Origin of the sequence: Pseudomonas sp. DC1.2 (assembly GCF_034351645.1) — a bacterium.
Taxonomy (GTDB): domain Bacteria; phylum Pseudomonadota; class Gammaproteobacteria; order Pseudomonadales; family Pseudomonadaceae; genus Aquipseudomonas.
This window is the reverse complement of the sequence record NZ_CP133782.1, coordinates 1,015,188-1,027,554: the sequence shown is the minus strand read 5'-3', so window position 1 is coordinate 1,027,554 and position 12,367 is coordinate 1,015,188. Positions and strand designations below refer to the sequence as shown.

At 57.9% G+C, this 12,367-nt stretch carries 8 protein-coding genes; 7 read left to right on the top strand and 1 reads right to left on the bottom strand.

All coding sequences use genetic code 11. From position 1 onward, the window contains the following. Positions 1-17 precede the first annotated feature (17 nt). The 7 genes from algG to RHM68_RS04490 all read left to right on the top strand — a co-directional run bounded on the left by algG (position 18) and on the right by RHM68_RS04490 (position 9,387). A complete protein-coding gene (algG, locus tag RHM68_RS04520; protein ID WP_322220732.1) occupies positions 18-1,589 on the top strand; it encodes a mannuronan 5-epimerase AlgG in 1,572 nt (523 codons plus the stop codon). A 10-nt stretch (positions 1,590-1,599) separates the two neighbouring features. Further along, positions 1,600-3,057, top strand: coding sequence for an alginate O-acetyltransferase (locus RHM68_RS04515; RefSeq protein ID WP_322220731.1), 1,458 nt, complete (start codon positions 1,600-1,602; stop codon positions 3,055-3,057). A gap of 8 nt (positions 3,058-3,065) precedes the next feature. Further along, positions 3,066-4,190 carry a mannuronate-specific alginate lyase gene (locus tag RHM68_RS04510; RefSeq protein ID WP_322220730.1) on the top strand — a complete coding sequence of 375 codons (1,125 nt, stop codon included), beginning with the start codon at positions 3,066-3,068 and terminating at the stop codon, positions 4,188-4,190. 195 nt (positions 4,191-4,385) lie between these two features. Beyond that, entirely contained in the window at positions 4,386-5,951 is a 1,566-nt protein-coding gene (locus RHM68_RS04505; protein WP_322220729.1) for an MBOAT family protein, read from the top strand. 11 nt (positions 5,952-5,962) lie between these two features. After that, positions 5,963-7,138, top strand: coding sequence for an alginate O-acetyltransferase (locus tag RHM68_RS04500; RefSeq protein WP_322220728.1), 1,176 nt, complete (start codon positions 5,963-5,965; stop codon positions 7,136-7,138). A gap of 15 nt (positions 7,139-7,153) precedes the next feature. After that, positions 7,154-7,807, top strand: coding sequence for an alginate O-acetyltransferase AlgF (locus RHM68_RS04495; RefSeq protein WP_322220727.1), 654 nt, complete (start codon positions 7,154-7,156; stop codon positions 7,805-7,807). A 128-nt stretch (positions 7,808-7,935) separates the two neighbouring features. After that, a complete protein-coding gene (locus RHM68_RS04490; RefSeq protein ID WP_322220726.1) occupies positions 7,936-9,387 on the top strand; it encodes a mannose-1-phosphate guanylyltransferase/mannose-6-phosphate isomerase in 1,452 nt (483 codons plus the stop codon). 79 nt (positions 9,388-9,466) lie between these two features. On the opposite strand, the gene RHM68_RS04485 is transcribed toward RHM68_RS04490, so the two are convergent. Further along, entirely contained in the window at positions 9,467-12,307 is a 2,841-nt protein-coding gene (locus tag RHM68_RS04485) for an RHS repeat-associated core domain-containing protein (RefSeq protein ID WP_322220725.1), read from the bottom strand. Positions 12,308-12,367: the final 60 nt, after the last annotated feature.

The following is a 12,367-nucleotide window of genomic DNA, read 5'->3' as shown; positions in this document are numbered from 1 at the left end:
CGAAGGGAGTGCCCGACATGAACAATCCGAAGAGAGGTTCGATCACCTTGCTGGCCAGCGCGATGCTGCTGGCCAGCTCGGCCGCCTTCGCCACTGCCGAACCGACAGCCAAACCCGTGACAATGGCCAAGGAGCTGCAACAGGCCAAGACCTACACCGTCAGCAGCGCGCCGACCGCGCCGCTAGAGCTGGCCGCACCGAAACTGCCAGACCTGTCCGGCTACACCGCCGAAGCTATTGCCGCAAAAGTCGTGCGCACCCATCCAGGCAAGATCAGCGTGCGCCGGATGATGCAGGAAGACGCCTTGAAGGACTTCATCGGCGGCGACAACAAGATGGCCGAATGGGTGGTACGTCAGCACGGTATCCCTCAGGCAATTTTCATCGACGACGGTTACCTGAACCTCAAGGACCTCGCCAGGAAAGAACCGAAGTACATCAGCGAAACCTCGCCGGGCGTGTTCCTGGCCAAGCTGCCAATCGTGGTCGGGCGCAAAGGCATTCTCGAAATCGACAAACAAACCCAGGAATTGCGCCTGTCCCAAGAGGCCGGTTCGTTCCTGGTCAACGACGGCCAGTTGTTTGTGCGTGACACCAAAATCACCGGGTGGAGCGAAAAGAACAATGGCCCAGCGCTGTTCAAGACGCCGAAGGAATTCCGCCCGTTCCTGCTGTCCTGGGGCGGCACCGAGACCTACATTGCCAACAGCAAGATCACCAGTTTCGGCTACGCCAACAGTAAGTCGTATGGTGTGAGTATTTCTCAGTACACGCCAAACATGGCCAAGGTCCTCAAGCGTCCTGAGCCGACGGGCTGGATCGTCGGCTCCGAGTTCTCGGACATGTGGTACGGCTTCTACTGCTACGAAACCCGTGACTTCGTGGTCAAGGGCAACACCTACAAAGACAACATCGTCTACGGCATCGACCCCCATGACCGTTCCCACGGTTTGATCATTGCGGACAACACCGTTCACGGGACCAAGAAGAAGCACGGGATCATCATTTCCCGTGAGGTCAACGACAGTTTCATCTTCAACAACCGCAGCTACGACAACCACCTCTCGGGGCTGGTGATCGACCGTAACAGCGTGAACAACCTGATCGCCTACAACGAGATCTACAAGAACCACACCGACGGCATCACCCTTTACGAAAGTGCCGACAACCTGCTGTGGGGCAACAAGGTGATCAGCAACACACGCCACGGCATCCGGATTCGTAACAGCGTGAACATCCGACTCTACGAAAACCTCGCCATGGCCAACGGCCTGACCGGCGTCTACGGCCACATCAAAGACTTAAGCGACACCGACCGTGACATCGAACTCGACCCGTTCGACGCCCAGGTATCGCTCATCGTGGTCGGCGGCGAACTGGCCGGCAACGGCAGCGGCCCGCTGTCCATCGACTCGCCGCTGAGCGTCGAGTTGTATCGCGTGTCGATGCTCGCCCCGACCAAATCCAGCGGCATCAGCTTCAACGGAATTCTTGGCGAGCGTCAGGATGAAATTCTCGACCTGCTGGTGCGCCAGCAGAAAGCCGTGCTGATCGACCCGGTCGAACGCCAGACAGAAATGCAGGACTGAGGATAATTTTATGCACCCACACTTGATCAAATTACTCAGCCTGTCGGCCCTGACTGCGGGGATTCTCGCGGCCGGCGCCGGCGCCGGTGCCCGTGCCGACGATGAAATTAAAGCGCCAAGCTTCGCCGCCGAGCCGTGCTGCAACCTGTGCCCGCAGGCCCACGACGCGAAAAACTACACCACCCGCTACCAGCAGAACTTCACGACGCTGGTGCAGGCCCAAGGTGACTGGTTGTTCCGTACTCAGGAGGACCTGCGCACCGAGTTCGACACCTCGCCGGCCGGCTACAAACGCCTGCAAGCCTTGCACGACGCGTTCAAGAGCAAAGGCGTGGAACTGGTGATCGTTTACCAGCCAACCCGAGGCCTGGTAAACCGTAACAAGCTCAACCCGGAAGAAAAAGCTCGGTACGATTTCGAAAAGGCGCTGAAGAACTACACCACCATGCTCGGACGCTTCGCCGCCATGGGCTACACCGTGCCGGACCTGTCGCCACTGACCAACGAATCGCTGCCCGACACCTTGCCGGCGCAAGACTTCTACTTCCGCGGCGACCAACACTGGACGCCTTATGGTGCCCAGCGCACGGCGAAAATAGTCGGCGAAAAAATCAAACAAATGCCAGCCTTCGCCGACATCCACAAGCGCGAATTCGAGAGCCACAAGTCAGGTCGCATGGGCAAAACCGGAACATTACACAACATGGCCGGTCAACTCTGTGGCACCAGCTATGCGATCCAGTACATGGATCAATTCACCACCGAGCCCAAGGGCGAAGCGGCCGATGGCGATCTGTTCAGTGACGCCGGTAATCCGCAGATCACCCTCGTCGGCACCAGCCACAGTGGCAAAAATTACAACTTCGCCGGTTTCCTCGAAGAGGCCATCGGTGCTGACATCCTCAACGTAGCGTTCCCCGGCGGTGGCCTGGAAGGCTCGATGCTGCAATACCTGGGCAGCGATGAATTCCAAAAACAGCCGCCGAAGATTCTGGTCTGGGAATTCTCGCCGCTCTATCGCCTCGATCAGGAAACCATCTACCGCCAAATGATGGCGCTACTGGACAACGGTTGCGACGGTAAGGAAGCACAGATGACCGGCAGCACTCTGATTAAACCCGGCAAAAACGAACTGCTGGTCAACAGCAAAAACCTGAACCTGCAAAACAGCAATCACCAGGTCGACATCCAGTTCGCCGACACCTCGGTGAAAACCCTGCAAGCTACCCTCTGGTACATGAACGGTCGCCACGAGGACATCAAGATCGAAAAACCTGAAACCTCCGACACTGACGGTCGTTTCGCCTTTGAGTTGCGCACCGATGAAGACTGGGCTTCGCAGAACTTGCTGGCCGTCGAAGTCCAGGGTCCTGAAGCCGGCACCGCGCCACAAAAAGTCGAAGCGAAAATCTGCAAACGCAACGTGTTCCCAGGCACTGAGCAACGTACCGCTCAGGCCGGGCAATGAGGTCTGCCATGCGTAATCCAAAACTGAAAAATCTGTTGGCGCCCACGCTTTTGAGCCTGGCAATGTTCGCCGGAGCCACGCAGGCCGCCGCGCCCCTGCGCCCACCCCAGGGCTACTTCGCGCCGGTGGATAAGTTCAAGACCCACGACGACAGCGAGGGCTGCGATGCGATGCCCACGCCGTACACCGGCGCCCTGCAATTTCGCAGCAAATACGAAGGCTCCGACAAAGCCCGTTCGACCTTGAACGTGCAATCGGAAAAAGCCTTCCGCGACACCACGTCCGACATCACCAAACTGGAACGCGGCACCAGCAAACGGGTGATGCAGTTCATGCGTGACGGGCGTCCGGAACAATTGGACTGCACGCTCAACTGGCTGACCGCCTGGGCCAAGGCGGATGCATTGATGTCCAAGGACTTCAACCACACCGGCAAATCAATGCGCAAATGGGCACTGGGGAGCATGGCGTCAGCGTACATCCGCTTGAAGTTCTCCGACTCCCATCCGTTGGCGACCCACCAGCAAGAGTCGCAAGTGATCGAAGCGTGGTTCAACAAACTGGCCGATCAGGTCATCAGCGACTGGGACAACCTGCCGCTCGATAAAACCAACAACCACTCCTACTGGGCCGCTTGGTCGGTGATGGCCACGTCCATCGCCACCAACCGCCGCGACTTGTTCGATTGGGCGGTGAAGGAATACAAAGTCGGCGCCAATCAAGTCGACGCCGACGGCTTCCTGCCCAACGAACTCAAGCGCCAGCAACGCGCCCTCGCCTACCACAACTACGCCTTGCCGCCGCTGGCGATGATCGCCAGTTTCGCCCAGGTCAACGGCGTGGATTTGCGTCAGGAAAACAATGGCGCGCTCAAGCGTTTGGGTGATCGGGTGCTGGCCGGGGTGAAAGACCCAGAGATCTTCGAGAAGAAGAACGGCAAGGAGCAGGACATGACCGACCTGAAACAGGACATGAAATTCGCCTGGCTCGAACCGTTCTGCACCCTCTACACCTGTGCCCCTGATGTGCTGGCGAAGAAGCACGGGATGCAGCCGTTCAAGACGTTCCGGTTAGGCGGCGATTTGACCAAGGTCTTCGACCCGGCCAACGAAAAAGGCAACAAAGGCAGTTGAGTAATTGATCGTTCCCACGCGCCGTGTGGGAATGCATACCGTGACGCTCCGCGTCACAGGCCGAAGCGGACGCAGAGCGTCCATTGAGGCACCCCCACGCAACGCGTGGGAATGATCGTAGCTCTCCAGATTTCAGTGGGGGGTTTTGGGGGGGCCGTTGGCCCTTGACTGTGGGTTAAACAAGGAGAGATCGGGATGGTGTTTTCATCCAACGTGTTCCTGTTTTTGTTCTTGCCGATCTTTCTCGGCTTGTATTACTTGAGCGGGATTCGCTATCGCAATCTGCTGCTGCTCGTCGCCAGTTACGTGTTCTATGCCTGGTGGCGTGTGGATTTCCTGGCACTGTTCGCCGCCGTCACACTGTGGAACTACTGGATCGGCCTCAAAGTCGGTGCCGCAGGCGTCAGGACCCGACCGGCCCAGCGTTGGTTGCTGCTGGGCGTGGCCGTCGATCTGTGCATTCTCGGCTACTTCAAGTACGCCAATTTTGGCGTCGACAGCATCAACGCGATGATGACCTCGGTCGGCCTGTCGCCGTTCATCCTGACCCACGTGCTGTTGCCAATCGGGATCTCGTTCTACATCTTCGAGTCCATCAGTTACATCATCGACGTCTACCGTGGCGACACACCGGCCACGCGCAACCTGATCGATTTCGCAGCATTCGTGGCGATCTTCCCGCACTTGATTGCCGGCCCGGTGTTGCGTTTCCGCGACCTCGCCGATCAGTTCAACAACCGCACCCACACCCTCGACAAGTTCTCTGAGGGTTGCACGCGGTTCATGCAGGGTTTCATCAAGAAGGTCTTCATCGCCGACACCCTCGCGGTGGTGGCTGACCATTGCTTCGCCCTGCAAAACCCGACCACGGGCGATGCCTGGCTCGGCGCGCTGGCCTACACCGCGCAGCTGTATTTCGACTTCTCCGGCTACAGCGACATGGCCATCGGCCTGGGCTTGATGATGGGTTTCCGCTTCATGGAAAACTTCAAGCAGCCGTACATCAGCCAGTCGATCACCGAGTTCTGGCGGCGCTGGCACATCAGTCTTTCGACCTGGTTGCGTGACTACCTGTACATCACCCTCGGAGGGAACCGCAAAGGTACGTTGATGACCTATCGCAACCTGTTCCTGACCATGCTGCTCGGCGGTCTGTGGCACGGCGCGAACATCACTTACATCGTCTGGGGCGCGTGGCACGGCATGTGGTTGGCCATCGAAAAAGCCTTGGGCCTAAACACCTCGCCACGCAGCATCAACCCGATCCGCTGGGCGCTGACCTTCCTGCTGGTGGTGATGGGCTGGGTGATCTTTCGCGCCGAAAACCTGCACGTCGCAGCACGCATGTACGGCGCGATGTTCAGCTTCAGCGAATGGTCGCTGTCGGAACTCAACCAGGCCAGCCTCACCGGCCTGCAAGTGGCGACGCTGATCGTCGCTTACATAACCCTCGCGTTCTTCGGCATCCGTGATTTCTACAGCAATCGCCCGCCAGAGAAGACCAAGACTGCGCTGAATGTGGAGGCTGATGGCCCGGCAAGCGCGACCCCAGGAATGATCAAAGCCGTACCGGGCGACAACCCGGCCGCCCTCCACCAACCGGGCTACACCGTGGGCGTTGAAGCCACCGTGCAACCGGCTTACTGGACCGCTGACGGGTCGCGCTACGTGATGCGCACGCTGGTACTGGTGCTGTTCATCGCCTCGATTTTCAAACTCTCGGCGCAAAGCTTCTCGCCGTTCCTTTACTTCCAGTTCTGAGGGATCTGACCATGACCCGCTCATTACGCATCCTCTACATCGCGCTGTTCCTGCTGACGCTGTTGGTTCTGGGTGTGTGGTCCACACGCAGCTTTTTCGGTTTCAGCACCAGCGCCGACACCACGGTGCTCAACGGTCGCTGGACCAAAGCCGTGGAAACGCACTATGACGCCGAGTTTCCGATCAAGCGCCTGGGCACCAACCTCTGGGCGGCGCTGGATTTCAAACTGTTCAACGAAGGTCGTCCGGGCGTGGTGCTCGGTCGTGATCAATGGCTCTACAGCGATGAAGAGTTCAACCCGATCGTCAACGAAGAGCAGAACCTGCAAGGCAACTACGCACTCGTCGAAGGCGTGCGGCAAACGTTGAAAGCCAAAGGCGTGAAACTGGTGATGGCCATCGTGCCGGCCAAGGTTCGCCTGTACCCGGAACACCTGGGTGACGTGAAACCGGCGAGCATCCACGCCAACCTTTATCAGGATTTCCACGCCCGCGTGGCGGCCGACAAGATCCCCGCACCGGATCTGCTCGGTCCGCTGCAACAGGCCAAGCAAAACGGTCAGCAAGTGTTCCTGCGCACTGACACTCACTGGACCCCGGAGGGCGCGCAAATTGCGGCAGAGCAACTGGCCAAGACCATTGCCGCGAAAACCCCGCTCAGTGGCCCACCGCAAAACTTCGTCACTCAAGCGGCAGAGAAAGTCACCCACAAAGGCGACCTGCGACTGTTCCTCCCCCTCGATCCGCTGTTCGAAAACCTGATGCCGGCTCAAGAGCCCCTGCAAAAGCGCAACACCGTGGCCGTTGACGATCAGCCGGCCGGTGACGACGCGTTGTTCGCTAACAACCAAGTGCCGGTGGCCCTGATCGGCACCAGCTACAGCGCCAACCCCAACTGGAACTTCGTCGGTGCGCTGAAGCAGGCGCTGCACAGCGACGTGGTCAATTACGCCGAAGACGGCCACGGCCCGATCCTGCCGATGCTCAGTTACCTGAAAAGCGATGCTTTCAACAACAGCCCGCCACAGGTGCTGATCTGGGAATTTCCTGAACGTTATCTGCCGGTGAACAACGAAATCGGTGACGCCGACCCGCAGTGGGTCGCGGCTCTCAAAGAAGCCGGCACGCGCCAACAAAACGTAGCTGCAAACACTCAATCCGAGACGCCCGACCGGGCGCAAAACTGAAAGAGAGGTACACCCATGACTTTCACTACTACACCTCGCCGTCTCGCCAAGACTTTTGCCCTCGTAGCCGGCATGAGCGTGTTGTCGATGTCCGCCTTCGCTGGCGACGCCGCACTCTACGGCCCGACCGCACCGAAGGGTTCGTCGTTTGTACGGATGTACAACGCCAGCAACGCTGAAGTCAGCGCCACCGTCGGCAATACCAGCCTGGCGGATGTCGCGCCGCTGGCCAGCAGCGACTTCAGCTTCATGCCCGGCGGCGATTACACCGCCAAGGTTGGCAGCCAGACCCTGCCGGTGAGACTGGCAGGCGATCACTATTACACCCTGGTCAACAACGCCAGCGGAGCGCCACAGTTGATCGAAGAACCGCCGTTCAAAAACAAACAAAAATCCCTGGTGCGAGTCCAGAACCTCAGCGACAAGGCCCTGACCCTGAAAACCGCTGACGGCAAGACTGAGGTGGTCCCTAACGTCGCCGCCAAGGGCCGTGGCGAGCGTGAAATCAACCCGGTGAAAGTCAACCTGGCGCTGTTTGACGGCGCGACCAAAGTCAGCGATGTGAAGCCGGTAGCCCTCGAGCGCGGTGAAGCGGCCGTGCTGTACGTCACCGGCAACGGCAACAACCTGTCGCCAGTCTGGGTAAAACGCCCGGTGTCGACACGCTAACCATTTTTCTGGATTGGCCCATTCCCTTCCCCAAGGGGGCGAAGCGCCAATCAGGATGCGCAATAAGAACAAGAGTGAAACGACAGAACGTTCGTGCTCTAACCAATCGATTTTAAAGGAGTAACAATATGATTCCGGTGATCTTGTCAGGTGGTAGTGGCTCACGTCTTTGGCCGCTTTCGCGTAAGCAATTCCCCAAGCAATTCCTCGCCCTAACCGGCGAACACACGCTGTTCCAGCAAACCCTGGAACGCCTGGTGTTCGAAGGCATGGACACGCCGATTGTGGTCTGCAACAAAGATCATCGCTTCATCGTCAACGAGCAGTTGAGCGCCCGCAACCTCGACACCCAGCGCATTCTGATGGAACCCTTCGGCCGCAACACCGCGCCGGCTGTGGCCCTGACCGCAATGATGCTGGTTAACGAAGGTCGCGACGAGTTGATGCTGGTACTGCCGGCCGACCACGTGCTGGAAGACCAGAAAGCCCTGCAACGCGCGCTGGCCCTGGCCACCGTCGCTGCCGAAAACGGTGAAATGGTGCTGTTCGGCGTACCGGCTACCAAACCGGAAACCGGTTACGGCTACATCAAGTCCGCCAATGATTCACTGCTGCCCGAAGGCGTGAGCCGCGTCTCGCATTTTGTGGAAAAGCCTGACGTCAAGCGCGCTACCGAATACGTGGAGTCCGGTGGTTATTTCTGGAACAGCGGCATGTTCCTGTTCCGCGCCAGCCGTTTCCTCGAAGAACTGAAGAAACACGATCCGGACATCTACGACACCTGTGTGCTGACCCTCGAACGCAGCGAGCACGATGCCGACACCATCACCTTCGACGAAGCCACCTTCGCCTGCTGCCCGGACAACTCCATCGACTACTCGGTGATGGAAAAAACCCAGCGCGCCTGCGTGGTGCCGCTGTCTGCTGGCTGGAGCGATGTCGGTTGCTGGGCGTCACTGTGGGAAGTGAATGAAAAAGACGCCAACGGTAACGTCACCAAGGGCGACGTAGTGATCCAGGACAGCAAAAACTGCATGATCCACGGCAACGGCAAATTGGTGTCGGTGATCGGTCTGGAAAATATCGTGGTGGTCGAAACCAAGGACGCCATGATGATCGCGCACAAGGACAAGGTCCAAGGCGTGAAGCAGATGGTCAACACCCTCAACGAACAGGGCCGCAGCGAAACCCAGAACCACTGCGAAGTCTATCGTCCGTGGGGTTCCTACGACTCGGTGGACATGGGCGGGCGCTTCCAGGTCAAGCACATCTCGGTCAAGCCGGGCGCGTGTCTGTCGCTGCAAATGCATCACCACCGTGCCGAACACTGGATCGTGGTCAGCGGCACGGCCGAAGTGACCTGCGACGAAAACGTGTTCCTGCTCTGTGAAAATCAGTCGACCTACATCCCGATTGCATCGGTCCACCGCTTGCGCAACCCGGGCAAGATTCCACTTGAGATCATCGAAGTGCAATCGGGCAGCTATTTGGGCGAAGACGATATCGAGCGGTTCGAAGATATCTACGGTCGCTCCAGCCCGATCGAACGCGGCGTGTCGGTGAAAACCATCGCGCAGTAAGCGTTCCGCAAAATAAAAAGCCCTCGTCGAGCCCACTGCGTCCCCTATCCGCAGCGGGTTGGGCGGGGGCTTTTTTCGTTTACCTTTTAGCGGTAAAGACCTTCTTACTCATAGTGTTTCTGACTTTGGTGTTTTCGAACACGTTCACCGTGGACTTGCCCCCTCTAAAAAAGCTTCGCTTGGCCGTCGAATACGTCGCTATACCCACTGCACCCTGGAGGGTTTGATAGTGAATGTTCCATGCCTGTATTTTTTGGTCGTACCTCATAAAAGCAAACCCGGTCGTTTGTGTAATCACTTCATTTTTTTCATCAACGTCGAAGCCGTAATCCGGGAACTGCATGGCCGCGCTGAGGCCCAAACCATGTTCAGCAGCGGATAACTCATTGTATTGAGCATCTTCCTTGCCACCCTCCACGTGCCTCACACGCAACACATTGTCGTTGAGCTGATTCACTGTCAGCGAACAACCACTGAAACCCGGTGTAAAAACAAACTCGGGGTCCGAGCCACTGGGGTGAGTCGGGATGTCCACGTAACCGCCCTGAGGAGCCCAGTAGCCTGAAACGGCGCTGAATTGTTGAGGGATTTCGCCCCCGGCGATATCAACCACCTTGAGGGCATTAAATTCGCCCCTGGCCGCACCGAAATACGTCATACGCAGCATTGAAAATATAAAGCCGGAACCTCCCGCTTGTTGCACCAGTTGCGAGCGGACCTGTGGCGAATAAGCGACTTTCGTAGACATCAACAAGTCGGTATTGACACTCACTTGACCAAACTCCGGTACCGATAATGCACTCCTGATATCCGTCGGCTGGCCCGTGAATGGCACCATAAATAAAGGCTTGCCGGCATCAACGGGCTTGGCACCCGGCACTTCACGCGTTTTACCCTGCGCAATCACCGGTTCCCATAGCCCGTTTGGCTGTTCCTTGAGCGAAATGGCGCCACCATCGTCTACAAAATTGACCGGATTGTTACGGGTCATCCAATACAGATTCCATCCATCAACAGGACCTGTCGGATCCGGATTGGCCCAGCGCTGCAACCAGGGTATGTAGAACCTCAAACCATAATAATAAAGTCCTGTCGCATCCCTCTCCTTGCCTGAATACCGAATGGTCTTGTAATCAACGCCAATCAGGCTCATGCCGGCAAACCACGCGGTCTCACCGAAGGGGTAGAACATTTCCCGGCTGATGACGCGTGCGTCGTCGGCCAGTTCTAGGGTGCAGGAATTGAGGTGATCGACCAGGTTGTAGCGGTATTGATCATTGACGCCGGATGGCGGATCGCTTTCCCAATGCAACACCCGAACGGTGTTGAGACCGGCCTGGGCGGTAACGACGTGCAGCACCTGCGCGGTGCCACTGTCGGTACGAAGTTCCAGACCTTGCAGGTAACGCACTTCAGCCACCAAAGAGCGGGACTTTGTCTGCGATGTGCGAAGCTTGCGCACTCGCTGACCGCCTCCGTCGTAGAGATAAAATTCTCGATCATTGATCCCGCCATTGCGCACTACCGGGCTGACCGATTGCAGTTGATTGCGCAGATTCCACGTCGTGAAGCGTCCCTGATCCAGCATCAGTAAATTGCCATTGGCGTCGAAAGCCGCGTCAATGTCGTCTTCGGTCGGCGGCACGCCGTTGCGCCACGGCAGGCAGCGGTTGCTGTAGCGAGCGGCCTTCAGTTCACGCCCCGGACTTTGCGCCCCGACATGCGTCAGTTTCAGCAGGTTGCCGCCCGCGTCATAACAATAGGTTTGATGGTAGTTACTAAGCGCCGCAGGATCGTTGCGCCCGACTGATTCGGGGCCCTGATTTGCAGCGCCCGCCTCCCAGCCAGACGCCTCGATCAATTGATAAAGGCTGTCGTAGATAAAACGACTGAGGGGCTCGATGCGCTGATTGTTGAAGTAGCGCACCGGCAGCGCCTTGTCCTCGATGCTCAGCACATTGCCCATGCGGTCATAAGCGTAAAACAAATGCTGCTGCAATCCCGTGTGTTCGCTGTGTGCCCTTCGCTCCAACAGGCGACCGGTTTCAGGGCAATACGTAAGGGTTGTTTGCACGCCATTGCCTGCCACTTCGCACAGAACCCGCCCCGCTGCGTTGTACTCAATCCCACTGACCAATAATTGCCAAGCGGGTTTGCCTGCCAGGCTCAAGGCACTGTGTTGTAACTGGCCATCAAGGGTGAAGCCAAACGCTTGAATGTTTTTCCCGGCATCGACCGTTTCCAGCACATCACCCCGCGCACCGTAAAGCCAGGCCGAAATAGCGCCCTCACCAGGTTCCAGCCATTTCTGACGTTCCACTATCGATTCAGGCCAATCCGGTGCAACAGCCTCCAGCGTGAAGTGTTGAACGTGCTTAGTGCATTCGCCGGTGATCGCATACGATTCAAACAACACCGTTGCACCGGGCCCATCCTGGCGAATCAACCGCCCATAGTGGTTGCGGCCCGCCCCCCCTTGATCGGGACGCCCATATTCCATGCGCTCTGCACACCATCGTGGCTCAGTAACAAGGTGCTCAAACACCGCCACAGGACGAAGCAGGTTGTCGTATTCAACCTCGCGCCGGACGTCACGACTGTCCCAGCCTTGCAGGATTTCATTGGCCAGGCCGAAAAGACTGATCTGCAAGCCAGCGTCCACGCGGAGCGACCCTACGGCAAGACCAGACAGCGAATACACCGTTGTACTATTGGCGGGCGCCCGCGGATTTTGTTCCTGTAGCAACCAGAGTCTCGGGTCCCACTGTTTTACCGCCAGGCCTGCGGCATTGTGGAGGGTGCGGTTGATACGTGCTTGAGTCGGAACATCTTCGACGGCGCGCCAGTAATCAACCGAACGAATCGTAAGGCCACGCGGATCGATGAGGGTCAATGTCGGGGTTTTATGATGCAGTCTCATCGCCGAGTCCCGCCTGGAAATAACGTCCCTGCCTTGCTGGCTGTCATCGAATCATTGGCC

Excerpts from the sequence above, each read along its gene's own strand:
- RHM68_RS04505 (WP_322220729.1), top strand. The coding sequence starts at position 4,386 with ATGGTGTTTTCATCCAACGTGTTCCTGTTTTTGTTCTTGCCGATCTTT.
- RHM68_RS04500 (WP_322220728.1), top strand. The coding sequence starts at position 5,963 with ATGACCCGCTCATTACGCATCCTCTACATCGCGCTGTTCCTGCTGACG.
- RHM68_RS04515 (WP_322220731.1), top strand. The coding sequence starts at position 1,600 with ATGCACCCACACTTGATCAAATTACTCAGCCTGTCGGCCCTGACTGCG.
- RHM68_RS04485 (WP_322220725.1), bottom strand. The coding sequence starts at position 12,307 with ATGAGACTGCATCATAAAACCCCGACATTGACCCTCATCGATCCGCGT.
- RHM68_RS04495 (WP_322220727.1), top strand. The coding sequence starts at position 7,154 with ATGACTTTCACTACTACACCTCGCCGTCTCGCCAAGACTTTTGCCCTC.
- RHM68_RS04490 (WP_322220726.1), top strand. The coding sequence starts at position 7,936 with ATGATTCCGGTGATCTTGTCAGGTGGTAGTGGCTCACGTCTTTGGCCG.
- algG (WP_322220732.1), top strand. The coding sequence starts at position 18 with ATGAACAATCCGAAGAGAGGTTCGATCACCTTGCTGGCCAGCGCGATG.
- RHM68_RS04510 (WP_322220730.1), top strand. The coding sequence starts at position 3,066 with ATGCGTAATCCAAAACTGAAAAATCTGTTGGCGCCCACGCTTTTGAGC.